General features: G+C 67.6%; 23 protein-coding genes and 2 pseudogenes. 16 read left to right on the plus strand and 9 right to left on the minus strand.

Going from position 1 to position 26,783, the window contains the following annotated elements; genetic code table 11:
- Positions 1-446: 446 nt before the first annotated feature.
- Positions 447-2,192, plus strand: coding sequence for a helix-turn-helix domain-containing protein (locus D1369_RS42455; RefSeq protein WP_237558086.1), 1,746 nt, complete (start codon positions 447-449; stop codon positions 2,190-2,192).
- A 21-nt stretch (positions 2,193-2,213) separates the two neighbouring features.
- Here the strand turns inward: D1369_RS42455 and D1369_RS42460 are convergent, their stop codons facing one another.
- Positions 2,214-4,340, minus strand: coding sequence for a tetratricopeptide repeat protein (locus D1369_RS42460; protein WP_202477165.1), 2,127 nt, complete (start codon positions 4,338-4,340; stop codon positions 2,214-2,216).
- 104 nt (positions 4,341-4,444) lie between these two features.
- Here D1369_RS42460 and D1369_RS43360 point away from each other — a divergent pair, with 104 nt between their 5' ends.
- From D1369_RS43360 to D1369_RS42480, 5 genes are all read left to right on the plus strand, one after another.
- Entirely contained in the window at positions 4,445-4,867 is a 423-nt protein-coding gene (locus D1369_RS43360; RefSeq protein ID WP_007387241.1) for a hypothetical protein, read from the plus strand.
- A gap of 352 nt (positions 4,868-5,219) precedes the next feature.
- The gene (locus tag D1369_RS42470) at positions 5,220-5,771 is read left to right on the plus strand and encodes a hypothetical protein (RefSeq protein WP_007387242.1); all 552 of its coding nucleotides are present in this window, start codon (positions 5,220-5,222) and stop codon (positions 5,769-5,771) included.
- Complete coding sequence (locus D1369_RS43365; RefSeq protein WP_007387243.1) at positions 5,771-6,142, plus strand: hypothetical protein; 372 nt, start codon at positions 5,771-5,773, stop codon at positions 6,140-6,142. The genes D1369_RS42470 and D1369_RS43365 overlap by 1 nt, the downstream gene beginning before the upstream one ends.
- A gap of 110 nt (positions 6,143-6,252) precedes the next feature.
- Complete coding sequence (locus D1369_RS44410; RefSeq protein WP_237557728.1) at positions 6,253-6,552, plus strand: transposase; 300 nt, start codon at positions 6,253-6,255, stop codon at positions 6,550-6,552.
- A 41-nt stretch (positions 6,553-6,593) separates the two neighbouring features.
- Positions 6,594-7,436: an IS3 family transposase gene (locus D1369_RS42480; RefSeq protein WP_240436161.1), complete on the plus strand. Its 843-nt coding sequence runs from the start codon at positions 6,594-6,596 to the stop codon at positions 7,434-7,436.
- 54 nt (positions 7,437-7,490) lie between these two features.
- Here D1369_RS42480 and D1369_RS42485 read toward each other — a convergent pair whose 3' ends face one another.
- Positions 7,491-9,890 (minus strand): restriction endonuclease, encoded by a 2,400-nt coding sequence (locus D1369_RS42485; RefSeq protein WP_007387244.1) that lies wholly within the window; start codon positions 9,888-9,890, stop codon positions 7,491-7,493.
- A gap of 68 nt (positions 9,891-9,958) precedes the next feature.
- Between D1369_RS42485 and D1369_RS44415 the strand changes: the two are divergent.
- Positions 9,959-10,166 (plus strand): annotated as a pseudogene (locus D1369_RS44415) (transposase); the annotation flags it as partial.
- 104 nt (positions 10,167-10,270) lie between these two features.
- Entirely contained in the window at positions 10,271-11,407 is a 1,137-nt protein-coding gene (locus D1369_RS42490; protein WP_158680201.1) for an SEC-C domain-containing protein, read from the plus strand.
- Between the two features lie 356 nt (positions 11,408-11,763).
- Here the strand turns inward: D1369_RS42490 and D1369_RS42495 are convergent.
- Positions 11,764-11,991 (minus strand): annotated as a pseudogene (locus D1369_RS42495) (hypothetical protein); the annotation flags it as partial.
- Positions 11,992-12,088: 97 nt separating this feature from the next.
- Positions 12,089-12,643 (minus strand): ATP-binding protein, encoded by a 555-nt coding sequence (locus D1369_RS43370; protein ID WP_007387247.1) that lies wholly within the window; start codon positions 12,641-12,643, stop codon positions 12,089-12,091.
- Between the two features lie 204 nt (positions 12,644-12,847).
- Between D1369_RS43370 and D1369_RS42500 the strand changes: the two genes are divergently transcribed.
- A complete protein-coding gene (locus D1369_RS42500) occupies positions 12,848-13,084 on the plus strand; it encodes a DUF397 domain-containing protein (RefSeq protein ID WP_007387248.1) in 237 nt (78 codons plus the stop codon).
- Positions 13,085-13,172: 88 nt separating this feature from the next.
- Positions 13,173-14,087: a helix-turn-helix transcriptional regulator gene (locus D1369_RS42505; protein WP_007387249.1), complete on the plus strand. Its 915-nt coding sequence runs from the start codon at positions 13,173-13,175 to the stop codon at positions 14,085-14,087.
- 42 nt (positions 14,088-14,129) lie between these two features.
- On the opposite strand, the gene D1369_RS42510 is transcribed toward D1369_RS42505, so the two are convergent.
- The 3 genes from D1369_RS42510 to D1369_RS44420 all read right to left on the minus strand — a co-directional run bounded on the left by D1369_RS42510 (position 14,130) and on the right by D1369_RS44420 (position 16,547).
- Positions 14,130-14,933 (minus strand): SAM-dependent methyltransferase, encoded by an 804-nt coding sequence (locus D1369_RS42510; RefSeq protein ID WP_007387250.1) that lies wholly within the window; start codon positions 14,931-14,933, stop codon positions 14,130-14,132.
- A 100-nt stretch (positions 14,934-15,033) separates the two neighbouring features.
- Entirely contained in the window at positions 15,034-15,513 is a 480-nt protein-coding gene (locus D1369_RS42515; RefSeq protein ID WP_007387251.1) for a hypothetical protein, read from the minus strand.
- The gene (locus D1369_RS44420; protein WP_037902700.1) at positions 15,510-16,547 is read right to left on the minus strand and encodes a helix-turn-helix transcriptional regulator; all 1,038 of its coding nucleotides are present in this window, start codon (positions 16,545-16,547) and stop codon (positions 15,510-15,512) included. Before D1369_RS44420 ends, D1369_RS42515 begins: the two co-directional genes overlap by 4 nt.
- Positions 16,548-17,734: 1,187 nt before the next feature.
- Here D1369_RS44420 and D1369_RS42525 point away from each other — a divergent pair.
- The 3 genes from D1369_RS42525 to D1369_RS42535 are packed head-to-tail and all read left to right on the plus strand — an operon-like array spanning position 17,735 to position 21,244.
- A complete protein-coding gene (locus tag D1369_RS42525) occupies positions 17,735-18,406 on the plus strand; it encodes a helix-turn-helix domain-containing protein (RefSeq protein ID WP_007387254.1) in 672 nt (223 codons plus the stop codon).
- A 22-nt stretch (positions 18,407-18,428) separates the two neighbouring features.
- The gene (locus D1369_RS42530) at positions 18,429-20,525 is read left to right on the plus strand and encodes a hypothetical protein (RefSeq protein WP_007387255.1); all 2,097 of its coding nucleotides are present in this window, start codon (positions 18,429-18,431) and stop codon (positions 20,523-20,525) included.
- Complete coding sequence (locus tag D1369_RS42535; protein WP_007387256.1) at positions 20,525-21,244, plus strand: hypothetical protein; 720 nt, start codon at positions 20,525-20,527, stop codon at positions 21,242-21,244. Before D1369_RS42530 ends, D1369_RS42535 begins: the two co-directional genes overlap by 1 nt.
- 402 nt (positions 21,245-21,646) lie before the next feature.
- On the opposite strand, the gene D1369_RS42540 is transcribed toward D1369_RS42535, so the two are convergent.
- Together D1369_RS42540 and D1369_RS42545 are read right to left on the minus strand one after the other, a co-directional pair.
- Entirely contained in the window at positions 21,647-22,231 is a 585-nt protein-coding gene (locus D1369_RS42540) for a hypothetical protein (protein WP_037902702.1), read from the minus strand.
- A gap of 209 nt (positions 22,232-22,440) precedes the next feature.
- Positions 22,441-23,472, minus strand: a complete 1,032-nt coding sequence (locus D1369_RS42545; RefSeq protein ID WP_037902703.1) for a hypothetical protein — start codon at positions 23,470-23,472, stop codon at positions 22,441-22,443.
- 169 nt (positions 23,473-23,641) lie between these two features.
- On the opposite strand from D1369_RS42545, the gene D1369_RS42550 reads away from it, so the two are divergent.
- The 3 genes from D1369_RS42550 to D1369_RS42560 all read left to right on the plus strand — a co-directional run bounded on the left by D1369_RS42550 (position 23,642) and on the right by D1369_RS42560 (position 26,456).
- The gene (locus D1369_RS42550; protein WP_037902706.1) at positions 23,642-23,905 is read left to right on the plus strand and encodes a helix-turn-helix transcriptional regulator; all 264 of its coding nucleotides are present in this window, start codon (positions 23,642-23,644) and stop codon (positions 23,903-23,905) included.
- 572 nt (positions 23,906-24,477) lie between these two features.
- Positions 24,478-24,954, plus strand: a complete 477-nt coding sequence (locus D1369_RS42555) for a hypothetical protein (RefSeq protein ID WP_007387260.1) — start codon at positions 24,478-24,480, stop codon at positions 24,952-24,954.
- Positions 24,951-26,456 carry a UvrD-helicase domain-containing protein gene (locus tag D1369_RS42560; RefSeq protein WP_007387261.1) on the plus strand — a complete coding sequence of 502 codons (1,506 nt, stop codon included), beginning with the start codon at positions 24,951-24,953 and terminating at the stop codon, positions 26,454-26,456. Before D1369_RS42555 ends, D1369_RS42560 begins: the two co-directional genes overlap by 4 nt.
- Positions 26,457-26,783: the final 327 nt, after the last annotated feature.

The raw sequence follows: 26,783 nt of genomic DNA on the forward strand, positions 1-26,783 counted from the left end.
GAAAATGCAGCCGAGGAAGGGAGCGCAGGAGATGGCGTCATCTCCGACGGGGCTGCCAGCCCCGAAGGAGGGTGACCAAGCACCAGCTGGAGGCCAGTCCAGCGGCTTCCGGTAGTCACCGGTCGCCAGGTGCGTGGAACCCTCGCCCCAAGGGCCTCGCGTCTCTTCGTCCTAGGCAGGGTGGGAAGATGCGGGGCCCTCTCCTTATGTGTCCAAGGGTCTGGGAGCCGAATCTGGTGGGATACGGCTTCTGGGCCCATGGGTGTTGAGCCCCCATAGTGAAGGCCCAAAGCCAAACTCTACAGCCCTTCGTCCGCTTGATTGCCAACACGGCTGTTCACGGGCCACCGCGCGCCTCAAGAATCTTGGAGCTGCGTTGTGAGGGAGTGTCACTAAACTGCACCTCATGGTGTGGGGAGGTCGAAATGGCACGAGGGCTCGCCGACATGTTCGACGGGGCAAGGCTGCGACAGGCACGGGCCGCAGCTGAGGACGGGCGAGGCATCAGCGCTGAGGGCTTGGCGCGGCGTATCGACGCTACAAAGTCTCAAGTGCTCGCATATGAAAACGGATTGGTCAGACCCGATCCGCGGCGCATCCGAGACCTGGCGCAGGCTTTGGGGATCGATCCGCTGCAACTGTCGGACACCAGCCGCTCCCAGGTGTGGACCTTGGCCGACCTGCGGCGCGCTCGCGGGCTGCGAGCTGCGGACGTCAGCAGAGCGTTGAGCCTGTCCTTGCGGACGTATCGACGTCTGGAGAACGAAGGTATCGTGCCGGCGCACAAGTTCAACCTCTTGAGCGAGCTGGCCGAACTGTTCGCGATCACTGCAGGCGAGGTAGAAGAGCACCTGTGCCGGGCTCCGCTTCTGGCACAGCGCTTGGACGAGGTGCGTGAGCCGCTGTCCTGCCTGTTGTCCTTCTACTTGCAGCCGAAAAACCTAGACAAGCCCGATCCGGGGGACGACGAGATAGTCGCGCTGGCCGGTCTCTATCGTCGGTCGCCTTTGACGATTGCTCGCATCGTGGGTCACGAGATCGCTCGGCTGAGAGGGATGCGGCGGCGCCAGGCGAAGTTCGACGCCGCAGCCAACTATGGTGCCACCGCCGAGGAACAGGCCAAGGGACAGGCGGCCGCCCAGGCCGAGGGGCGCAAGATTCGTGAAGTCATCGACGCTCTTCCGCAGAACTTGGACACCTTCTTCCGCTGCATGCTGCCCCTGGAGGCCTGGCGTGCCATCGCCCTCTTCCACGCGTTGCGGCCGCTGGGCGGCTGGCTCTCGACCGAACAACTCAATGCAACCAGCGAGCAACTGGCCATGATCCCCGCCCAACTGCTCGAGCGACGAACCACCGGAAAGGGTGCCGCAATGGCGGAATACCGCATCTCAGAGCAGGGCGCCAAACACTGCGCCGCTTACCGGCCTTGGTATGACGCGTGCTACCCCGCCGTACAGGCTTTCGTCCAGGTCAACGAACGAGCCTTGGCCGGTCACATGCAACAGTCCGACCTCCACGACCTCCTCGCCCAGTCGGAGGCCGTGCTGTTCAGCTTCGACGGACTGCTCTGCCGGTTGTTCGGCCGGAATCTGCAGACCGTTTCCGAACGCCTGCTGAGCGGGGCGCAGTCGCTGCAGCTGGTCCTACCGTTGCAAACCCCCACCGACCCGGTCGGCATGTTGCGCGCTCTGGTACGCCATGGCACACCTGGTCAGATCAACCAGTTAGACCAACTGCTGACGCAATTCGAGACAGAAGCCGCGCGACACGTCGCTCCGCTTCCGGGAGTGAGTCAGCTGCTGCGTGCCTTGGCGGACAGCCCTCGGCGCCTGGCTGTGGTCACCGACCACGCCACCGACGCGGTGAACATCTTCCTTGAGCGGCTGCCGACCGATATTCCACCCGGCCGGATCGCTGTCTTCGGCCGCCCCGATGATCCAGAGCTGATGAAACCCAACCCGCATGGGTTGGCGCAGGCGACAGCGGCCCTGAAGGCTCCGCACGCCCGTGTGCTGCTGATGGGGGAGTCGATCGCCGATGCGCTGGCCGCCCAGACGGCGGGTATCCCGTTCATTGGTATCGCCGCCACGACGCGCCAGGCTCGGATGCTGCGCGATGCCGGGGCCAGTCGCACTGTGGCAAGCGTGCGCACCATCACCGCCGTGGTCAGAGAGCAGCAGGCCGGAGCCTGACCCAGCCACACACGGCCACAGTCATTCCTCCTCGCCGGCAATCCCCCGGGTGAAAGCCGCAAGGGCATGTGTGTAGCGACGGGTCTGGGGATGGTCAGCGCCCAACAACTGCCGGGCGGAGTCGCAGACCTGCTGCAGCAGCTGCAGTGCCTCGGTGCTGCGTGACAGCGCCTGCAGCACCGTCGCCAGGAGATGAGCCGTCGCCAGCGTCTTGGGGTGACAAAACCCGTAGAGGCCGGTCCTGGAAGCCAGGACACGCCGGCATTCGTCGTGAGCCAGTTGCAACAGGCCCAGGTCATGCAAGACGCAGGCGTGGTTGTGGCGAGTGGTGGCGGTGCTGGGATGGTCCTCGCCGAACTGCTCTAGCCGGATCGTGAGCAGCGCATGGTATTCCTGCCGGGCTGCCTCCAAATCGCCCCGGTCGTGCAAGACGCGTGCCAGCTCGTGTCGCGCCGCGAGCGTGCTCGAGTCTCGCTGCCCTCCGTTGCGCAACCGCGCCTGGTAGACGCATCGCAGATGGTCTTCGGCCCCGTCCAGACGCCCCAGGTCGTGCAGGAGCCTTCCGAGCTCATGGCGGGCGATGAGTGTGTCGTGATGCTCCGCGCCGTAGATGCGATCCAGGGAGTTCCACACCTGCAGTCGCAATGGTTCGGCGTCGTGCAGTGCGCCCAGGTCATGCAGGATGGAGGCGAGGTTGTGCCGGGTAGTGACGGTCTCCACATGGTCCGGACCCAGTACCTCACAGCGAATGTCCAGCACCCGTTCGAAACCGCGCCGGGCCTGGACGAACAAGCCCTGGGTCTGGAGGTAGCGGGCGGCGAGTTCCGCAGCATCGGCGCATACCGTCCGCTGAGAGACGGACAGTTGAGGCAGACCTTCTCCGGCGTGTTGCAGCAGATCGAGTGCGTGCGGTGTCAAAGCCGCCCACGCGGACCAGGACTTTGGATCTTCCGGGGGAAGGCGTACCTCGTCCAGCCGCAGAGCTTGCTCTATCAGCGTGACAGCGGTGGAGGTTTCGGCCCGGGCGATGTCCCGAATCAGCGGATGCAGTCTCACGCAGGGCAGCCCTCCGTTTGTTGCGGATACATCTAGAGGATCCATTAACCCCAGTGCGGCGAGTTCGCGCAGTGTGCGCCACAGCGTTGTTCCGTCCAGATCGCCAAGGCCGGGCAGGACGGCCGACACTTGCGCCGGCCGCAGCAGCAGAGTGTATGGAATCGGCGCCTCACCGAAGGCTGCCAGCACCGTCAGCAGCCGTCCGGCGTGAGCAAAACCCATCTGATGCAGCAACTCGATCGACATCTGCCAGGCATGAGCGATCACGCGCGCCGGATTGAGGCTGCTGCCGCGGGTGTTGAGTACCTGGTGGTAGGTGGCGAAGTCCAAGGGCATGCCCGCATCCCTGAGGGCTTCCGGCATTGTGTTGACTTCCGCCAGATAGGAGCCGGCCATCGACAGCGCCAAAGGCAGGCCGCCCAGGCGTCTCCCCAGCGCCTTGGCCGCCTGCACCGTCCCGGCGTGACTATCAGCGTGATCCAGTAACACCTGCGCGGCATCGTCGGGTGGCAGGGGCCCCACCGGGTGCAGGACTGCGGCCCCGCCCCACCACCGCGCCACCCCGTAGCGGGTGGCCACCACGACCATCCCGTCAGCACAGGCATGCGGGCGCAGCCAACCGGTGCCCGCGGCCAGCCGGCCAGGGCCATCCAGGACGGTGAGATCTTCCGCGTTGTCCACGATCAGCAGCCAAGGCCGAGTTGAGGCATTCAGCCTCTCCCATAAAGCATCTGCAGCAGCCTCGCCCACGTCGTCCTCGTCCAGACCCGTGTGCCGCGCCACCACCCGCATCCCGGCTACGAAGGTTGCCGCGTGGCGGGCGTCCACCCACCACACCCGGCGAGGGCCGGTCCTCGAGAGCCGATGCACGAGCTCCAGGGCGATGGCCGTCTTGCCGCTGCCGCTGATTCCATGCAGCACGTGCATACGGCCATCGCTGCGTCCCGCGCACAGATGAAGGAGCTCCTCCACCAACTGATCCCGTCCCCGCAGTGGGTAGCGATGATCCCGTTCCGCCACTGGCGGTGCCACGGTCACCGCTGTCCGCTCACCCGCCGCCGCTGCGGACACCACCAACTGGGCGATGTCCATTCTCCCGGCCGCCACGGAGCCGAGCTGAGCGATCACCTGCGGCGCCGAGCCGGTGGTGGGGACGGGAATTACGGCTGCGGCCGGTGGGGAAAAGGGGGCGTCAGGTGAACCCCGCCGTCTACTCGCACCACACCACCCGCCACCGAGCCACCCTCCGCTGTCACCGACACATCGCCTCCCGCCACCAGACCGCCCACACCGGCCTGCTGCCCGGGCGTCTGGGGTGCTGTACCGGCAGATGCAACGAGCTCGCACAGATCGGCAACAACCTGCTCACGCTCATCCGGACGCAGAGTCTGCAAGAACACCTCCCAGCGCGTCTGCCATACACCCTGCCAGTAGAGGCGTTGCCGTTCGAGGTCTCCCTCGCCTGTCACACCGGCTTCCGTCTGATCCAGCCGGACCAGCTCAGCCTGGTGTTGCTCGGAGTCCCCCCTGCCCAGCATCCGGGCAGCCCGCTCTCGAACGCTTCTCCAGGCATCGGTGCCCGCGGCCTGCACGACCGCTACGCCACCTGCCGTCGCTAACGCCGCAAACGACTCAGCTAACACACGCCCCCCTTGCGATATGAATATCTCGTTCCGCATACACGTTCGTTGGCCATTGCTACCTCGCCGAGTGATGCTCCATCAAATACTTCCGCTAAATCTGCCCTGTCATCCCTCCCATTTCCACCCCAGGCAAGGGGGCAAAGCAGGCGGTGACCGTGCGGCGCAGCTACTCCGGTGATGAATACTCACGTGATCACGGAGTGTGACATCGGAAAGGTCACGGCCACCAGGTAGGACGTGTAGGGTCCGAGTCTGGCCAACGAAGGCCCTCTGCCTGACAGGCAGAATCTCCTCAACAGCCTGGTGCACAACCGAAGGAGGCCTGGCCTTGAGCCGCCGGCGGGCCGAGCAGCGCCGCGACGACGACCCTCGACGCACACATATGCGACTGCAGTACAAGAGTCTCGTTGTTCCACTGCAGTTCTACCTGTTCGTCAAGTGTGCAGCCCTGCACCTCGACCCCCGCAAAGTCGCCGACGAAGCCTGGATTCTCGCCTTCTCCGAACCTCACAGCCTCCGCAGCTACCGTGCCCTGCGCGAGAGGGCGGACAGCATCGTCCAAGAGCGCATCGACGCCGGCGTCGACCCGCGGGACGCCGACTACTCCCTAGTGCAAGCGTTCGACACCTACTTCAAGGGCAAGTACCTCGTGCTGCGCGAAGGCCTGCATGCGCTGGATCAACTACCCCTTGACGACCGTCGGGCATACCAGGCGAAGCTTCTCGATCTCCTCGCTAACGAAAACGTCGCAGCGGTCATGGGAGCAGCCGTTTTCGAGAACAGAGAACGCGAGAGGGAGAAACTCGCTAACTTGGCAGAAGCGAACCACGATCTCAGCGTGCTCGAGTCGTTCTTCGCCGACGTGAGGGGGAAGCGCTAATGACGATCAAGACCAATGATGATCTCGTCGTCCGGCTCTACCGATCCTACGTAAGGCTCAGGGACGACATCCGCGCCGATGACGATCTCGACCGACGCTTCGAACACGCACTAGACGCCGTTGAAACTCAACTCGCCACACACCACCCCCATCGCACATGGCGCCCCCGTCATCGTCGTTCCCGCCTCGCTGGCAGCGTCCGCTCCGCTCCACGCGGCCGTACCGCCATCACGGCGGCTGCGGTCACCCTTTGCACCACGCTCGGCGGCGCGCTGCAAGGCGCAGTAGGAGCGGTGATCTCCCTGAGTGCCAGCCTGTTTTTAGCTTGTACGGTGGCCCTGATCCAGCACGGCCCTGCCCGTCACGACTGACCGTCCGGTAACCAAGAGCACAGAGCAACGCTGTAGACGGGCCTTGACCCTTGATCCTGGACACACGAGACACTGGATCCTGAGGATCTGAGAACGGACATCTCGTGGTTATGAAGAACTATCCGCCCCAGTTCAAGGCGGACGCGGTCGCGCTGTACCAGTCGCGGCCCCAGGCGACGATCAGGCAGGTCGCTGCCGATCTGGGAATCAACCCCGAGACCCTGCGGAACTGGGTCCGGGCAGTCGGCGCGAGGCGACCGCGGGGACGCCGGGCGGAGGTGCCGACCGAGCCGCCGACACCGTTGGAGGCGGAGAACGCCGCTCTGCGCAAGAAGGTCCGCGAGCTGGAGGAGGAACGCGAGATCCTGCGCAAGGCGGCGAAGTATTTCGCCGGGGAGACGCGCTGGTGAACCGCTTCTAGTTCGTCGCCGACCACCACCGCCGCTACGGCGTGAAGCGGCTGTGCACCATCCTCAACATCGCCCGCTCCAGCTTCTACTACTGGCGTCGGACGGCCGCGGACCGGGCTGCCCGGCAGGCGGCCGACGCTCGCCTCGCCGCCCGGATACGGGCCGGGCACCGCGAGTCCGACGGCACCTACGGCGTCCCCAGGATCACCGCCGAACTCCGCGACGACGGCGAGCGGATCAACCACAAGCGGATCACGCGGGTGATGCGCAGCATCGGCCTGGCAGGTGTGAGGCTGCGTCGCAGGCACCGCACCACTGTTGCGGACCCGGCCGCGCGAAGGCCCCGCCTCATCGGCCGTGACTTCACGGCAAGCGAGCCGAACACGAAGTACGTCGGTGATATCACCTATCTCCCGCTGGACAGCGGAAAGTTCCTGTACTTGGCCACCGTCATCGACCTCGCCTCACGCCGCCTGGGCGATCGCGGACCACATGCGCACCGACCTCGTCACTGCGCCCTGGCTGCCGCCGAACGGACCCGCGGCAGCCTCGCCGGGGCGATCATGCACACCGACCACGGGGCCCAGTACACCAGCCGGGCCTTCGCCGACGCCTGCCGCCAGGCCGGCGTCCGCCAGTCCATGAGCGCGATCGGTTCCAGCGCGGACAACACGCTTGCCGAGTCCTTCAACGCGACGTTCAAGCGCGAGACGCTTCAGGGCCGCAAGACCTGGTCCAGCGAACGCGAGGCCCGCCTCGACGCGTTTCGCTGGCTCAACCGCTACAACACCCGACGCCGTCACTCCCGCCTCGGGCAACGCAGCCCGACCGTCTACGAGACAGCATTGGGCGCAACATCAACTACGCTGGCCCAAGCCGCATAGCCCGTGTCCAAGATTCCGGGTGAAGGCCCCACCACGCTTGCGTCCGTGATGATGTTAAGACCATTCCGGCCTCGATGATGCGCCCAGGGAGCGGAACAAGGCTGCCACGGCGGCAGAGGCGTCAGCAGGCGGCGCGGCCACAGGTGTATGACGGGGCAGGGTCGGGGCCCGTCTGGGCAAGGACGGGGTCTGTTCCTCCTCGGTGTCGAGTAGCGGTGCCAGACGCTCGCGGGTGTCGGTGAAGTTCCATCCGACGACGTCCTCGATCGAGTCGATCTGCTCGACTACCTCATCCGGGTCGTAGTCCTCGAGGTGCTGTGCCAGGTATGCGTCGACGCCGGCAGGCGAGTACGTGTCGACGGTCGGTCTCAGACCAAGGCTGGCCAGGGAGTTGGCATAGCGGACCAGTGTCTCGGCCAGATCTGCTTCGTAGCCGGTGTTCTGGTGACGGGCGATCCCTGGTTCGTGCCTGGTCCAGGCGTGATCAATGACGGTACGGATCTGAGAGATCGGCCCGAAGAGCGGATGGCTCGTCGGCCACGGGGGGCTGGCGCTCTCGATGGCTGCAGCGAGATCCGTGACCAGTTCCGCCAGCGGCTCAATGGATGTCATGCTCTGACCGTCCACGAGCAGCGTGACACGGGAGAGGGCGCCAGCGAACCAGTCGGCCGGTAGTGCTGCCTCCGCAGCCTGATGGCGGTCACCGTGAAAGCGCACGATCAGCGTCAGGGTTTCGACGAGCGAGGTCAGCTCCCGGACGCTCCCGTGGGCGAGATCTGCCGCGTCGCAAGGGCAGTCGTCCCACAGTTCACGCAGCCGGGCCAGCAGTTCCCGGGCACACGTGTCGAGAACACTGCGGAACAGATCTTCGCCGCTGGAGAACAGCCGCAGGTTGCTCTCCAGCTCGGTAGCCTCACCTCGCCTGCACACAGGAAGAAGATCATCGACTGTCACTGCATTCTTGATGATGGCGGTCATCGCGCCGGGGCTTACGGACAAATACCGGATGAGGAAGTCCCGTTGGCTGGGGTCGGCCAAGGCCAGAATCTGGCTTCCTGCATGGAACCCCTTCGTGATCCACGATCCGTTGAGCCGCTCGACGGCGGCATCGACGTGAGAGTCTGACGAGGGGATGCCTCCCAGCCGCTGGACAACCTCCTGCCACTGCACCAATTGCGAGTCCATCAGCGACAGGGTCAGCAGCAACTGTTGATCGACCGGCGGAAGCGCCCGGAAACTCGCCCCCCAGATCTCGTGAGGGTTCTCCAGAGCCTCCTCCAGGTCGTCGATCAGCTCCCGAGCACTCCTTGCCCTATTGCGCCGAACGACGATCTCGATGAGACGAGGGGAGTAGTTTTGGTGGTCGGCCACCTGTTGCCACCAAGACCCGGTGGACAGGTCCTGGCGTGTCTGCGGATCGGTCATGGCGAGGTTGACATGGTTGAACAGCATCCGGCCGCGGACGTCGTGGGGGAGGCGTTCCACCGTGACGTGGCAGTGCGCGAGCCGTTCGACCGCGCGTCGGGAGGCATCGCTGAGCCGCACCGTTTCCTGCAGCACCTGCACCCGACTCGTCATGATCAAAACCTTGGATGTGGTGCTGCCGGTCTGCCGCTCCACTATCGACTCGACGAACTCGGACATGTCCGTGTCATGGTGACGTGAACCGTGGTCCTGATGGTGTGTCTGCCCCCAAGCGTCGTCGAAAAAGAACACCGTGGGAGTGTCGTCCTCGAGCCACGCCCACCACTGATCGACGGTCCGCGGGTCAACGACCACCCGAAAGCCGCGGTGCCACCACAACAGCAACAGGTACTCGGCGATCGTCGTCTTGCCCGCTCCGGGCGCCCCGCTCAGCAGCACACAACCGTGCTCGTCGAGCGTCAACTCGGCGACCTCGCACGTGTCGTGATGCACGAAGCGGAGGTAGTTGCGCTCGATGCGCTGCATCCTGGACTCGCCGCGCAGGAAGACCCCGTCCTGCATCATGGCGCGTACCGCCTGCGTCGAGGAGATCCACAGTTTGAAATGACGCCGCTCGACCTCGGGGTGCCGGGCGAGCACGGCATTGAGCCATCCCCGCCCGTACACCTCCACCGTGTTGGCAACCCCGGCCAGGGCCTCCTGCGTCTCCCTCTCGGCGCCTGGGGTCAGTTCAGCAGACGTGACGAAGAGGTATCGGACAGGTGCGAAACCCATGCCTGCCGCCTTGCCCGCCTCCTTCCTGGCAGCCCGGAGAACTGAGCCCTTGTCCGCAGAGGGTGTGTGCTTGCATTGCGCCACCACCCAGCCCTTGTCCGTGGCCGCTTTCAGATCGATGCCCCCGTCTGCACCCACCCGGTAGGTGGAGTAGATCAAGCGATCTTGAGCGGAGAGCAAGTCACGGACGAACACTTCAAAGTCGTAGGGGGACAAGCTCGCAAAGTCATAGTCCGGAGCAATGATCCCGCTCACCTCTCAAAATCTGCAGCGCATTGACGGGGCGAACCGCCCGTACAAGGTCGTACCACACAGACCGTAGGAACGATCACGGGGCAGTGCTCAATGGGCTCCTGTTCCGGGTCCGCATCCACATCCCGTAGCGGTACCTGCCGGAGCGGTTCTAAAGCTGGAAGGCAAGGCACGAGCGCCATCGCCGGTGGTCTGCGCACGGCACCGGCGGCCGGATATTCCAGGCCGTTCCGGCCGGCGCGAGGGCGGATCGACTGGAGCATGCCCAGCGTGGACTCCATGCGGACCGCCAAGGCATTCTGGCCGATGGCCAACATCCTGCCCCTGCAGCGCACCAGTAGTCTGGGCGCACAACGCCCAGCGGACGACAGCAGGGGAGATGCGTGAGCTTCGAGGAACAAGTCGTTCGGGCCCTGGGCCGGGAACGAGCCGACCGTGTCCAGGGGGCAGCCCGGCAGCTGATGACGCTGGCCGACGACGACGCCCAAAGCACACAGTCGGTGGTGCACATCAACGTGCCGCTGCACGCACACAACGCCCACGACGCGACAGCCGAACTCGCCAATCTGCTCAACGCGACCGCACCGGAGGAGACCTGGACGTTCGTCACCGTCTCCCATCCCGACGGCACGTGGTCGGGTAAAGCAAGCCCGTTCATGAAGGACACCACCGCGCTCGACTCACGGGACTGGATAGCCCACTTCGCCCTGTCCGACCTGCATATGAGAATGGCAGCCTGGCGGCTGACCCAGCTGTGGCGCGCGGCCGAACTGGCCGAACAGACCGTGGAAGCCCTGGGCCGCTGGCGGCTGCTCGTCGCGGCCGCATGCTCCCGCTCCCTGCTGGAGGGCGCGGCCGCCCTCACCCACGAAACAACCCTCCTGCACAAGGCGTGGGACACGTTCAAGAAGGCCGGCCCGCCCACCACCGACTCCCTCACCCGATTCAGCGCCGACCTGAACAACCGCCTGGCCAAACTCCAGTACGCCTCACGCGTCGGACAAAGCGCCGGCCAGACGCCCGTGCTCCAGAGCACCAACGTGATGACCTACAGCAACAAACTGGCCAAGAACACCACCACCGTCGACGTGCTCTACCTGTATGGATGGCTGTGCGACGCAGTCCACCCCAGCTTCGGTTCCGCCACAACCCACACCGTGCTGCGAGCCTCGGACCGGCCCAAAACCCATGCCATCGAGCACTACGCACGCCACCCCCTGAAGCCACTCGCCGCCTCCGGCTACGCCATGCAGCCCACCGTTGCCCACGCCGCCGCCGACCCTCTCGTTCTGGCCGCCGATGTGGTGTACAGCAGCCTTTCGCTCGTGCAGTGGACCATGGGCGACCTCGGCCTGACGGCAGAGATCCACGGCCTCAACCGTCTCTCCTACGCCGGCGACAGCGACCAGCCACCCCAGCGCAGTGACGCATGCCCGTGCGGCAGCGGCCGCAAGTACAAACGATGCGTGCACCGGTGGGGTCAACCAAGTACCCCGCCGCCACCGGCCGTTGAGCCCTGAGAAGCCAGGTCGCAGAGCCCTTCTCGGCCTGCCGGTCACGGGTTCGCAGCGTGAGACTCACCGGGCCGGCTGCGGGCGACAGCGGCTGCCAGCCCCCGGACCGGGCCGTCGAGCTGTGGTGGTGGCGTGTCCCAGAAGAACGCGCCAACCGTCTCCGCGCCGCCCTTTTCGGGTGTCAAGTGGTAGCGCCGAGTCCAACCAGTTCGGTGACGTCGGGCCGGGGACCGTTCGTCCACCCTTCTGCCACGGCCGCGGTGACGGCGGACGAGGTGTCTCGTGCGCAGGCTTTCTGGCTGGTGCGAGAACGATCTCGTCCGCACTCAGGAGCTGGGCCGCGCGCACAAGCAGGGATGCTGTCAACCATCCCGTGACGGCACGCGCGCTGCCAACTCTGCGGCGAAATGGCGGGCCTGCGCAGCCCAGTTATGTTCTATCGCGCTGAAGTGGTGCAGCACATCAAGCAGTTCGTGCGCCTCCGACAGCGTGAACAAGGCCAGACGCGGCTCGGTCAGCTCCGGCATGGAGCAGTCGGCGTCGAGGAGATCGTCGTCCATGTACAGCCAACGCGGAGCGGAGGCCACGGTTACGGGCCTGCCGCTCTACTGCCCCATCCCGCCGCATGAGGTGTTGGCCATGGGTGAGCCGAAACTCCTGAGCATCGGCTCACCTGGGTAAAGCCCGTTATGCCGCTGGCAGCGCCACGCGCGCCCACACGGATTTTCCCTGGGCTTGGGGGGCTGTGGTCCAGCCCCAGGTGTTGCTGAGGGCGTCCACGATGGGCAGTCCGCGGTGGTGTTCGGCCCATGGCTGAGGGGCGGTGAGCCTGGGGCTGAGTTGGCTGGGGTCGCGTACGACACACAGCAGAGTGCGCGGACGCAGAGTAAAAGCCAGCCATACCCCCGCTTGTTCACCATCGGTCGTGGCTGCGTCGGGCCGGCCGTGGCGGACGGCGTTGGCGACGAGCTCGGAGGCGATCTGGACTGCGTCATCGCAGATGCTGTGCAGGTTCCAGCGGCGCACGGTCTGCCGGGTGAACTGCCGCGCAATGTAGCAGCAGTGGTGGGAGGCGACGGGAATACGACGGGCGGCGAAGGGCGTGCTGCCCAGGCCCGAACGGACGGCGAGGTTGGGCGTGGAGGCCAGCGGTTCGCCGAGGAACAGCAGTTGCCGTCTTCGGCTGTTGCGCGCGGCAGATGTGGACTGTGGCTGGAATGTGCCCTCGTGTGGTGGCGTCATCGTCCGTCCCCCGGAACTGGTGCCGTGCTTGATGGCACGACGTGCCGTCGTACCCGTCACTATTCCGGCCCGTTCCTCGTTCCTGCAAGCGCGGCTCTGCAATTGCAGAGCCCGGATATTCGTACAGACAGTCGGCCCGGCTGTCGGCCGCGACGGACAAGTGCTGGCCGGTGTCGGGTATGACTCGGACGGGCACGGTGAGATATGCAGCGGGTGGAAAACGGTGTCAGTGCAGGTGCGATCGAGGGGGCGCGCTGGCGTAAGAGCCGTCGCAGCGGAGGGAACGGCAACTGCGTGGAAGTAGCCCGTCTTTCCGGCGGTCAGGTGGCGATGCGCAATTCCCGGTTCCCCGACGGTCCTGCCCTTGTCTATACGCGCGAGGAGATCGAGGCCTTCCTCGGTGGAGTCAAGGACGGCGAGTTCGACTTCACTCTCTCGTGACCGACAGTAGAGATATGGCCACTCACTGACAGGGTCGGGCTCCGGCTGCCATACTCAGGGCTCTCAACAGTCCCATAGGAGTGCCCGTATGGCAGCCGAAGGTCAGGCGCCGTCGATCCTCGGATTCCCGCACCGCCCGGAGTGGGGGCCGGCAGCACATCGCAAGGCCCTCGCCGGGCACTTGCGCCGCTGCCGAGACCACGCCGGGATCGCGCCCCGACAGGCTGCCCGGTGCATCCATACCTCCGAAGCGACGATCAGCCGCATGGAAAACGGCCGGACCGCATTCAAACTTGCTGAGGTCGAACGGCTCCTGGACACCTACCGGGTGAGCGATCCGCTCGAGCACGCCAGGATTGCCGACCTGGTCCAGGAAGCTGCCAAACCGGAGGTGTGGCAGCCCTATGCCAATGCGGCACCCCCGGACCTGCGCCCGCTGCTGGCCATGGAACCGGCCGCCCGCCGCATCATCTCCTACGAACCTCAACTGGTGCCCGGCTGGCTGCAGACCGAGGAGTACGCCGAGACTGTGATCCGGGCCGCCCATCCCACAAAGCCGACCAGGGAAATCGCCGAACGCGCGGCCCTGCGGCTGCAGCGCATCGAGATGCTGCGCCGCGCCGAGTCACCGCCGGTCCTGCTGGCCGTGATGGACTCCGAGGTGTTCCGCCGCCCGGTTGGCACACCAGGGGTGATGTACCGGCAGATCAAGCATCTGCTCACGCTGCTGGAAGAACTGCCCTACCAGCTCCATCTCCAGATCGCACCGCTGAGCGTGGGCGCCGCCGGGGCCATCGGGCACCCGGTCGTACACCTGCGGTTCTTCACCCCGGAATATCTGCCCGACCTGGTCTACCTCGAGCAGTACGAAACAGCTGTCTACCGGGAGAAGCCCTCGGAGTCCGAGCGCTACCAGGCCATCCTGAACAACCTGTGCGGCGTGGCCAACCCGGCCGAGCAGACACCGGCGCTGCTAGAACAGGCACTGGCTTCCTGGCGCTGACACCCCGCGCACGGCAGGGCGGCCCCGCGTTCGGTGCGGGGCTCAGTGCCTGACGAAGCCCACCCCGCCGTACTCCTCCCATTCCCAGCTGAGCTGGGCGGGCACGTCGTCCGTGCGGGAGCGCCATGTGGAGACCTCCACCAGGCCCGGTTCGATCATCTCCAGAGGTGCGCAGAAGTCGGCCACGTCCTTCTTCTCCCGCACCCGGCCCCAGTGGCCCTGGGTCTGTTCGTCCATGAAATGGCTGACGAAGTCGCGGACCTGGGCGGATTCGCTGACGAGCTGGCAGACCACCATCATGCTGCCTGGCGGCAGCCGGTCGGCGACCCGGGCAATGAGCTCCGTCGGCCGGTCGCGGTCCGGGATGCAGTGCAGCACCGACACGAACAGCGCCGCCACCGGCTGGGTGGGGTCAATGAGTCGGCGCACCGGTTCGCTGGAGAAGATCTTGTCGGTTTCCCGCATGTCCGCCTGGAGTACGGCGGTGTTCTTATTGCTCGCCAGCAGTACGCCGCCGATCGTGCGGACGATGGGATCGCTGTCGATGTAGACCACGCGGCTGGCAGGGTCCACTCGCTGGGCGATCTCGTGGACGTTGTCCTGTGTGGGCAGCCCCGAGCCGTGGTCGATGAACTGCCGGACGCCGTACTCAGTCGCGAGGACCTGCACCACACGGCGCAGGAACTCCCGGTTGTTCAGGGCCAGTTCCCGCATGCTGGGCACGTGTTGGAGCAGCTCTTCGCAGGCCGCGCGGTCCGCGGGGTAGTTGTCCTGCCCTCCCAGGAGGCTGTCGTACATGCGGGCCACACTCGGAATCGTGACATCCACCCCGTACGGCAAGCTCACGCGCGTTCCCCTCCTGCCCCCACACGCCTTCAGGGCGTGCTCCCTTAACGCCGGAGTGTAGGGATAGATCGCGGCAGCACGCTGGGCAACGGCCGGAAACTCACTCCTGCGGTGAGCGCGACGGCAGAGTGGGAAGGTCGCCCGGGCGTACCCCGAGCACCTCGGCGATGCGCTCGGGGCTCAGCCGCATCTGCTCGTGCAGAAAATGCGCATCGTGCTGCAGCGTCTGGACAACCTGGCTGGCCGGGACGGTGGTTGGGCCGCGCCCCAGGGCGTGGTCGACGTGGTCGTGCAGAATGCGCCAGGCTACGGCGGCGGGGCCGGCGCCGCCCAGGATCGCGGTCCAGGACACCGCCAGCTCGGTGAACGCCGCGAGGACGGCCGTCTCCGCCGCGGCGTTGCGGCCGATGCGCAGCGCCGCGTACTGCAGGTACGGCTCGTAGTGACGTTCACGGAAGGCCGTATAGGCCGCCAGTGCGGTGCGCTGCGCGCGATCCTGTGATGAGCGAATGCGGGCGGGCGGCCCTGCGCTGACCACTGCCGCCCCCGGGCAGCGGTCACTAGGACGGGGCCCGCTCACGGCTCCTCCTCCGGCACGACGATGTGGGCTCTGCCTTCCGGCAGGCGGGGGTCGTCGCACATCAGGAACGTGTAGTGCACTGCTTCCCACAACGGCTTGAAATCGAGTGGACGGCCCCCGAGCGTGCACACGAAGGAGGCCAGCACCTCCCATTCCGGCACGTCGATGCCCGCCAGCACACGGCGCGCCTGCAGCGCGCTCACCGTCTTCGCACTGAGGCGCTCAATCCGTTCCGCGGGAGGGGACTTGGCCGCTAGGTACAGCCCGCGCAACGCAGCGTGCAACTGCGCGATGGCGGCAGCAACAGGCTGGCGCCCGTGCGCCGTCATGCCGTGGGCCGCCTCGAACAGCACGCGCAGCTCGGCCGGGTCAGCACCGAAGAGGACCGCCAGCGAGCACGTCAGGTCCCAGGTAGGCAGCCGGTCTCCCGACAGGACGCGAGAGATGAACGACGGCGAGAGCATCGTGGAATCGGCGACCTCCCGGATCGTCAGCCCGCTGGCCGCCCGCAGTTGCTCCAGCGCCGACGCCAGCTGGCTGGCGGGGGAGACCACTTCAGAGCCCAAGTCATCGACGGCTTCATCCGGCCCGTCGGCGGACCGGGCAGGCTGCAAGCCACGCCACCGAGCGGGGGCGGCCCGTTTCTCGTTGGCGTGGAGATCCATCATCCGGGCCACCCGCTCGGGTCCCCACCGCGCTCGCGCCGTCTCCGGAGCCACGTGTGCGGCCTTGGCTACCGATTCCCATTTCTCACCCCGGTGGCGGGCGTCCTGCACCGCAGCCGCGGTATAGATATCCAGCTCCCGGCGGATTGCTTCGGCTCTCTCCAGAAGGGTGCCAAGCTCCTCCTGGCGCATCTCGCTGTCCAGCAACTGCTGTGCCAGCCTGCGGACCTCGGCCGCCACCGCTGCGCCCACCGGTCCCTGCACGTCGACCACCGGGGCCTTGCGCGCCTGCCGGTTGCGCTGGGCCCGCCGACGGCAGGCGGTGCTGCAATAGCGACGGCGCCGCCCGGCTCCGACGTTCTGCACCATCGGGCCCTCACAAACCGGACATCGCTCCGGCTGTGACGGATCAGTAGGCACCTTCGAATCCCTCTCCTTTATCCCCACGGGCGGCCAGCACCCGCCGACACTCTCAAATACCGGGTTCCGGGCGGCCGGCGGCGGCTTACGCAGGCCGGCCACCCGGAGCGGCCGGATCAGTCCCGTCGTGCCCAGAGGAATTCGATCCGGGAGGTGCGCGCCGCCCCCGCCGCGACAGCGGCGAACGCCACGCACGCGGCAGCGGGCCATTGCCCCGCGGACGGCAGGACAAAGGACAAAGCCAGCACTACGACAGGGCCCAAGCCGACCGTGACAGCCAGGGCACGCAAGCGTGCGTAATGCCGGCCGGCATTGCTAGCGTCCGGAGGTGTCCCGGACACCACGGTGCCCTGGACGACATTGGGGTCAGTCATCTTTCTCCTTTGGGGAATTGACGGCTGGTCAAAATGCGGAGGGTCCTGGTCTGTTGGTGCCATCCTTTGGGCCAGGGCCCCCACCTTGCCGTGACCTTAGCGTGCTCATGGATCGCAGGGCCAATAGAGTGAGGCCTTAACGGAAGATCCAGCCGCATCGGTGTGCGAAACAACCTTGGAAAGCGCGGATCTGCTCGAATTAGCGTCGACAGAACCGAAAGGCAGCCATGCGTGATCAAATTTGATCGCTTCTGCCTGCAAGGTTTCTGATACACCGTTTGTGGGCGCGTGAAAAATCAGATAGGGCGCACCCCGGCGCGTCCGCAGGCGCGCGAACGACCCATTGCCTCCGACGACCCGCTGCAGCGCCCCTCGGGCGGGGGAGAACTCAGGCGGAGAGTCGACCGGCGCGCCGTGGGGCCGACCACGCGCGGTCAGCCACGACAGCACCCCCGCCCGGTGTCCGTTGGCGGGCGAGTGGCTGGGCAGGCCTCCCACCCGCATCCCGCCGGTCTCCCCGCCGGCGCGCAGTGTTTGCCGCAGGGGCGGCGGGCACGAGAGTGCTGCTGCGGAGCGAGGATGTTTGCGTTGCCCGAGCCAGGCATCGTGTCCGTGCCGGCTGACGCCGACAAACCAGCCCCGGGCTCCCCGAAGTGCCGCCACCACGGCGCGGCCACAGGGCCCGCACGCCGTAACGACCGCTGCAGAGCATAGGAACGAAGCGGATGCCCTCACGCGCGTTCGGTAGCACCACGGGGCGGTTTGACGTCGCTTCCCTCGCTGAGTAACGTTCATGCCGAATCAGATATCGAATCAGGGTTGGAGGGTGAGGGGGTGCTGCTGACGACCGGACAGGCTGCGGAAGAGCTCGGTTGCGCGATCACCACCTTCCGGCGGCTCATCTCTGCCGAATTGTTGCCGGGCCTGTCCCGCCGCGGTGTGCGCGTCATGGTCCCGCTCGAAGTCGTCCAGGCACTCCAGGCGCGCCGACAGGCGCCACTGGGCCTGTTGCCCGCCGAGGAAATCGCCGTTTTGCGGGTCGGCACGGCCCGGCCCACCGATGAGCCGGAGCGCTCCTGGCTCGGTTTCGCCGCCTCCCTTCCGCCAGGTGACCTCCTGAAGGCGTTGCGCGGCTGGTGGCGGTGCGACGCGGCAAGCGCCGCAGCCGGGGGAGTGCTTCCGGTCACTGTGTCCGGCTACGTGGTAGCGGTGTTGACCGGGCTCGATCGGTGGGAGAAGAACCCCGAAGGCCGACATGCCTTCCCCGACGCCCGCCTGGCCGGCTACGTCACCGACCTGGCCACCCCGCACACCTCGATCACCTCCGGCCTCGACAGCGACCGCCGCCTCGCCGAGCTGCTGCTGGGCACCCGACTTCCTTCCCACTCGGGCGGTGCCATCGCCTACGTCACCACCCACACCACCGTTGGCTGAACGCCCGGACAAGGAACACCCGATGGACGCACAGAGCTACAGCACCACGCTTGCCGATCTGCGCACCCTGCGGGACCAGATCAAGAAGACCCGGGCCGCGCTGGCGAAGCAGGAAGCGGACCGGGACAAACTGATCATCCAGCTGGCCGCCTACGAGAAGGCCAAGGCAGAGCGGATCGCCCCCGCGGCCGGACTGGGCGTCACCGACGTCGTCACCCTCGTCCCCGCCCTGGCCCCCGACAGCCTTGCGGTGGACAATGCCCCGCAGCCGCAGCGGTTTGAGCCGTCCGCGGTCCAGGCCACTGCTGAATCCGCACCGCCCCCGCCGCAGCACGCAACAGCCCCCGCGATGGCCACTGCTTCTGCCCGTTCTGCTCCGCCACCGGCCCCAGCCGAAGCCGCAGTATCCGAACCGCCTGCAGCCCACCAGGCGCCGCGAAGTCTGCCTTCTATCCCCGCGGGCACGAGCGGTGATGCCTGGTTCTCCCATGCCTCCGGTCTGGCCTCCACCCGGCCCAACTTCATCCAGCAGGCACGCTCGACCGTCTTCCTGGACACCGGCACCGGCGTCCTGGTGCACCGCGACCAGACCCACTACCTCGACCTCGCCAGCCGGTCTGCCGCAGACATCCTCACGGCCGTCTTCCACGCCATCCCTGAAGGCGTGGAACGGATCTACATCACCGCCGGCGACCCCTGGCACCGAGAATCGGCACGCTACCCCTACCTGCGCGACGCCGTCGCCGCCTGGCTCAGCGCCCCGATCCCGGGCTGGCGCACCGACACCGGCCGTGGCCGCGACCGCATGGCCGGGCACTTCGTCCACGCCCGCCATCCCGTCGGCCGCTACCAGCGGGAACACGGCGACAGCCATGTGGAAATCCGCTCCGTGGGGGAGTGGTTCGACCTTGACGGCGACACCCCGCACACCGTCCGCGATGCTTTCGTCCTGCTGTGGCAGGCGCTGCGCCGACACTGGAGCGACGCGGTCCTTATGGGCTCCCCCTCGCAGACCGGCCGCGACCTGTGGACCCGCACCATTCCCACCCGCGGCCAGCACGCCGACGGGTTCCCCGTGCTGTCGGAGGAACTGCGCGGCCTGCTGCACGCCACCGCAGGACAGGGCCGCAATGAACTGATCATCCCGCCCCGGGTGCCCGAGCAACTGCCCGGGCTCGTGGAGTACGACCGCACCTTCGCCTATGCCAAGCACACCTGGAAGTCCCCGGTCGGCACACCCCGCCGCATCACCGCCGCCACGTTCGCTTCCTGGTCGCAGAAGGAGCAGATGCGGGCCCTGTACGGGTGCGGGCACTGGCAGGTCCGCGTGACGGTTCCCGCCAACTGGAACCACGTCGGCCTGCTGCCCGCTCCCGCCCCCGGCGACCGCGCCTGGCACTACCCGGCTGAAGGTGACACCACCTTCACCACATGGGCCGGCGGCCCCGAACTGCACACCGCACTGACCAACCCGATCCAGCCATGGAAGATCGAAATCCTCGACGGCATCCTGTGGGAGGACGGCAAACCACTGGACGACTGGGCGAAGAAGCTCAAGGAGACCTGGACCAACCTCTCCGCCCAGGCCCACTTCCAGGGCAACCCCGAGCAGGCCCGCGCCGCGCACCTCGCCTCCCGCGCGGTGCGCTCCATCCTGCTGTACGGCATCGGCTCGTTCGCCCAGCGGCCCCGCATGGTCACCGGCACCACCCCTCGCACCCTGGAGCGCGATGTGCCGTCGGACGCGGAAATCATCGGCTTCAACGACGAGCTGATCACCTGGCAGAAGCCCACCGGCTTCGCCCGTGACCCCAACGCCCACCCCGAATGGGCCGCCGCGATCTGGTCCGCAGCACGCGCCGCCCTGCTCACCCAGCGCCACCGCGACGACGACACCTACGCCGGCGCCCTGCACACCCCGCCCGGCACCGTGATCGCCTTCCGCACCGATGCCCTCTACCTCACCCAGCCCCACAACTGGCCCCACCATCACCAACCCGGCGACTACCTCCTGCGCGGCCACCTCGACGGCCCGCTGACAGCGCCCACCACGGAGGAAGAACTCCTCACTCTGCGGGATACCGGACGTGCCGCCCTCATCACCGGCCAGGAGGCCTGATGCCGCCCCGCCCTCGCCGACGCCGTGCGCCCCAGGGTCACCTGAACGAGGCCGCCCAGCTCGCCGACCGCCTCCAACAGGCCGGCTACACCAAACGCGACATCGCCCGCATCATCGACCGCGACCCCTCCCTGGTCTCGCAGTTCTACACAAAGAACAAGGGCGCAGCCTTCGTCACCGCCCTCCGCGAAGTCCTCACCGCCATCGAGGCCGGCGGCATCACCGACCTGCCCGACCTCGCCGCCATCGCCGCCCGCCACACCCACCGGCGCACCACCGCCTCCGGCACCCGCGCCCGAGTGCGTGCCAAGGCCCTCCTGATCACCCCCACTGGCACCGGCACCGGCCGCGCCGGCGCCCAGGCCATCGCCTCCGGCTCCACCCGCCTGCGCCCCCTGATCGCCGAAGCCGCCCGCCACGGGCTGCGCCTGGCCTTCACCGTCCGCCTCGCCAAAACCGGCTACCTGCACCCCTCCGGCAGCCGCACCGACTCACCCGGCATCCGCCGCGACGTCATCCAACGCGCCGACCACACCGAGGAACGCTCCTACGGCTCCGCCCAGACCGGCGGCTTCGACGCCGCCGACTTCGCCCGCCGCGTGGACGCCGCCGGCGGCGACGTCACTGCTGCCGTCCACCAATGGCTCGTGGAGACCGGCCGCATCCACCCGGACGCCCAGATCCTCCACCTCGAAATCCGCACCTGGCGCCCACGCTGACAAGGCCGCCAGCCAGCTGCCCCGCACGGCCCGCGTACACGTTTTCGGCGTCGGATTCCTCTCCTTGGTGACAGCGCACCCAAGTCTTGGAAGGCCAACGCCGTGACAGCGCAGTGGAGTTGGATGACAGTGGGCTCCGGGTCGGCGGCCGCCTTGGGCTCTACCGCACGGACCTGCGGTAATGAGCAGTGCCGCGCTGGCGACACTTTGCTCCTGAAGCCGCCGCACGGCTTGTTCGCGAGGACAGACCGTAAACGGGCTTCACACCCCCAGTGGAACCGGCCTGGCCCTGCCCTGCCCCTCCAGCCGAGGAGGGGCAGCGGCGGGCCTGGCACGGGTGAGGAGCTTCAGCTGAACCCACAGTATGTGGCGGCCCGACGAGGAAGCGGATCCGCGACGCTGTCAGACGGACTGCTCGCCGGAGTCGGCCGATGCGGCTGTGTCGGGGGTGGTGTAGTAGACAGACTTGCCCTGCTTGGTGCGCTGGGCCTGGTTCTTGGCCACGAGCCCTTCGAGGGTGGTGCGCACGACGGTGGTCTTGACGGTGCGCTCAGGATGCAGCTGTTCTAGCGCGGTGGTGATCTCGGCAGCGGAGCGCGGTTCGCTCTGGCCTGTCAGGTGTTCGCGCACGAGGTCGACGAGCGTGGGCGATGCGGACGAGGCGGCCGATGCCTTGGCGGCGGTCTTCTTGCCACTTCGCTTCCTGGGCGCGGCGCTCTGCTTGGCCGTGCCCGGTGTACCTGTTGTCTTCTTGCGCGCAGCAGGAACCGACGCGGCGGCCTCAACCGCGGGCGCGGCAGCCGGCGCAGGGCCACCGAGGGCCTGCTGGAGGTTCACCAGGACAGTGTGGTCGCGCTGTACAGAGGCCAACCGCGCCTGAAGTGCTTCGATTTCACTGCTGAGGTGTTCTTGCTCCTTCAGATTACGCTCGAGGTCACTGGCCACCTGCGCGCTGTACTGCGAAGTCAACTCGGTAGTTTCGGACATGGTGCTCACACCTTTCCGGGGCGCTACGGGCCAGCGAGCACCCTGCTCGTGGCGTATGCGAAAGCCAACACGCATGTGCTCTGCGCCTGGTGCCCTGCAACCCAGGAGCAGCCATCACCGCACAGTTGTGTTTGCAGAGATAGTACGGAAGACCTCTGCATCCTTCCCCGCCGCATGTCCGAGAGCCAGCAAGTCGAGCATGACGGCGCTCAATGCGCATTGGTGTCTGCCCGGCCGAAGAGGGCCCGGTGAGGGTGAGCTGGCTGCCAGTACACCTCGTCGGTGTCCCGCTGATGGTGCCAGGCTGACAGGATGCCATCGGCCACCAGCCGGTCGAGCAGCACTTCGGTCTGCTGGGGAGAGTGCCCGCACAGGCGGGCCACGACGGCCATGTCTGCTGTGGCGCCGGCTGTAGTGGTGTGGGCAGCCAGGACCAGGGCGGTCAGACGGTCCGCGGGGTGTGCCGCTGCCGCCACGGTGAACGGGGCGGGCTTGAGGGCCCAGTGGGCGGCGCGTCGGCGGGCGCTGCGCCCCGGCGCCTGGTCCAGCACGGCGTCATCGAGCAGCCGTGCCTGCAGAAAGGCGGCCCGGGGGTCGGACAGCTCGAGCCAGCCGTCCTGCGCCAGTTCCTGCCACACCTCGATGCGCCGGTGCAGCCGCATGCTGCGCAGCAGGCCGGCTGGCAGCCGCACGCAGCCGTGCGTGCTGGCCCGCAGTGCGCACTGCAGGGCCAGCAGCCGGGCGGCGGGAGACGTGACGCAGCCGAGTGCGGAGGCGAGGTAGGTGAGCATCTCCCGTACCCGTTGCGGCTCATCTGTGTGCCCCTGTGGCCGGGCGGGGGCTGATGCGGCCGGTCGCCGAGGACTGAGCAGAGTTTCCGGCACCACGGCGGTGTGGCTGGTCGCTGCCGCGCAGGCCGCGCAGGCGTCGGTCAGCCGCCAGGTGCGGCCGCTGCGGTCACGGGTCAGAGCCAGCAGCACCGGCCCGGCACAGCCGCGATGACGCGGATGCCACGCACAGCCCTGCAGCCGGCACTGGCAGCTGCGCAGATACACCGGCAGCGCGTCCGCACGGGCGTGGCAGGCCAGATGCGCCAGGGCAGCCGACCGTGCGGAGGAAGCCAGGAGGGGAGAGGCGCCGGCGGTACACAAGGGGCAGACCAGTGCCGGGCCGCCCGCCTGCGGACGCAGCTCCACAGTCCAGATGCGCCGCACCGCGGCATGCGCGCCGGCAAGCCTCATCGGCTGGTTGCCCTCCCGTCTGTCCGTGCCATGGCGGGGGTGCACAGGCCCCCGAGACGGACGCACCGTAGTGCAGATTCCCGCACCGCGGGTTCCCGTCCACCCACCCCCGACGAAAGTGCAGAAACCCGCACTGACGGGGCAGGGGTCTGCACCGTCGGATGGTCAGGTGACGATCTTGCCGCCCGACCCCGACCTCACCGCACTGCGCGTCGTACTCGCGCGACTGCGGGCCGAACGCGGCTGGACCTTCGACGAACTCGCCGACCACAGCGGCCTGGCCCGGCGCACCCTCATCGACCTCGAACACGGCCGCACCACCGGCAGCGTCACCACCTGGCACACCCTCGCCCACACCTTCGACGTGCCCATCGAGCACTTCCTGAGCGCCCTGTGCGACGACCACACCCCGCCCGGCACGACCACTGCCTGAGCCCTTGCTCCGTCCCGGTGCGCACCACATCACGAATCACCCGATCAGGGAATCAGGCCTAGAACAGTCATCCGCGGTAACGCTCAAGCGTACGAGCTCGCTGGGCTGACGGTGGGACATCCCTCCGACACGCTGCCTCCACCTGCGTCCCGCCTGGCACGGTCCGCGCTATGCGCCCCGCACCCACCCCCGACTGCCGTCACCAGGACGGCAGCCCTCGCGTCCCCCGCTCCCCGGCCGCCCGATGGCCAGAGCGGCGGACCCAACCATCCCGCCCTCCAACTGCCGTGCTGCTATCTCGCCCAGCGGCAGTTCGCCGAGCTGAGCCGCGCTGCCCAAGCCCATCACGGCTCCTCGCCGTGCAGTACCGCCAACACCCTGTGTCCGACGCCCTGACGGACGTCTGCGATCCCGACCGCCCTTCTTGCAGCGAACGGCTGCGCTGGCGCACCCCACTCTGCCTGGCACACGTCGGCGCCGCCTTGCCCGCCCGAGAATTCCTCGACCCGCCCCCGCGCGTGGCACCTGTCCCCGCCCGCCGCCGACCCCACCCGCACTGAGGGGGATGACCAGTGCCGCACCACGCCCTGGAGATCACCCTGACCCGCCCCCTCTCGGCAAACGCTCTGCGCCACGCCGGGCGCCACCTGCCGCTCGCCGCCAACCACGACACCACCCGCCTCATGACCCTCGTCGAAGCCAAGAACCCGCACCAGGCCGCCCACCGACTGCGCCACCGGGTCGGCGCTCGACTGCCCATCGACGTGATCACCACGCATTACCCGGATGCCGACCACACCGTGCTGCTCAACGTCGCCTTCTCGCCCGCCGCCCATGACGCTCTCACCGCCGACGCCCGGCGCACCCGTCAGACACCCGAGCGCTTCCTCGAACGGGCTCTGTGCCGGGCCCTGGCCGAACACGCCGACCAGGAAATCGACCGTCTCGACCAGGCCGTACGCGAGCTACTGACCCGCACCACCCCCGCCTACCTGCTGTCCGCCGTGGGGCACGTACTCACCCAGCTCCCCGAGAGGCCCACCTCATGAACCCGACCGACGAACAGACGGCAGCCGCCGACGGCTTCCGCGCCGGGGACCACATCGCGCTGCAGGCCGGCGCTGGCACCGGGAAGACCACCACCCTCACCTTCCTGGCCCGCACAACCGACCGCCGCGGCTGCTACATTGCCTACAACCGGGCCATCGCCCAGGACGCTCGCGCCCGTTTCCCCAGCACCGTCCGGTGCAAGACCGCCCACGCGCTCGCCTACGCGGCCCTCGGCCACCGCTACACACGCCGCCTGAACGCACCCCGCCGCCCGGCCTGGCAGACCGGACAGGCCCTCGGCATCACCAAAGCCCTCCGCGTCGGCGACCGCGAGATCACCCCAAAAGCCCTCTCCAACGCCACCCTGCGCACCGTCACCCGCTTCTGCTACACCGCCGACGAAGCCATCACCCGCCACCACGTGCCCCACCTACGTGGCCTGGAGGACCCCGACCTCCACGCCCAACTCGCCGCCCACATCGTGCCGTTCGCCCGCAAAGCCTGGGCCGACCTGCAACACCCCGACGATGGCGCCGTCCGCTTCGACCACGACCACTACCTCAAGATCTGGGCCCTCACCCAGCCCCGCATCAATGCCGATTTTCTGCTGCTGGACGAGGCCCAGGACACCAACCCCGTTGTCGAACAGATCTTCCTCGCCCAGCGCGAGCACGCCCAGCTGGTCATGGTCGGCGACTCCGCCCAGGCCATCTACCACTGGCGCGGAGCCAAAGACATCATGACCGGCTTCGATGGCACCCAGCTCGCCCTGTCCCAGTCCTTCCGCTTCGGCCCCGACCTCGCCTTGGAAGCCAACCGCTGGCTGCGTCTGGCCGACGCCCCGATCCGCCTGACCGGCACCCCCGCCGTGCCCACCGAACTCGGGCCCGTCACCCAGCCCGACGCCGTGCTGTGCCGCACCAACGTCGGCGCCATGGCCCAGGTCATGACCCTCATGGCCGCCGGCCACCGAGTCGCCCTCGCCGGGGGAGGAGACAGCCTGCAAGCCCTGGCCCTCGCAGCACGCGAGCTGAAGGAGGGGCGCCGAACCCACCACCCCGAACTGATCCTGTTTCCCTGCTGGGGCGACCTGCAGGACTATGCCGCCCACGACCCGGCCGGAAGAGACCTCCAGCCCCTGGTCAACCTCGTCGACACTCACGGCACCGACGCCATCCTTACCGCTGTCGCCCGCCTCGCCCCCGAACTGCACGCCCAGGTCACCGTCTCCACCGCCCACAAAGCCAAAGGACGCGAATGGCCCCGCGTCCTCATCGCAGACGACTTCGCCCGCCCCAAGGACGACCCCACCGGTGATCACCCGGCCCCTCCGGCACCGCCCGACCCCATTGACGACGCCGAAGCACGCCTGGCCTACGTAGCCGTCACCCGCACCCGCCAATGCCTCGATCTGGGCGGTCTGTCCTGGATTCACGACCACCCCGATGGCTCCCCACCCGGCCCGAACCCGACCCTGGAAGGGGCGCGGCTACGTTTCTGATGGCGTCCAACCCAAGAAACTTCCGGCAGCAGCTTGCGACATGCGACTTGGCCCGCTGACATTCCTGCTGGTAGGCGGGGTGTTCGGCGTATGACTGGCCAAGGACTCGCAGCGCGTATGCCAGGCCGGCCGAGCGGGAGTCCGAGGGGTCCATGGCTTTGTAGTCATTCGCCAGTTGCTCGATCAGGTCGAGCATGGGGAGGTGGCTGTCGAGAAGAGCTTCGCCGCCCAGGGTGTCGGCCACGTAGGCGTAGGCGTGGTTGTCGCCCATGATGCGTGCGACGAGAAACTCCACAAGATCGTCCATGTGGCCATCCTCGCGGGCAA

The organism is Streptomyces sp. CC0208, assembly GCF_003443735.1.
Classification (GTDB): Bacteria; Actinomycetota; Actinomycetes; order Streptomycetales; family Streptomycetaceae; genus Streptomyces; species Streptomyces sviceus.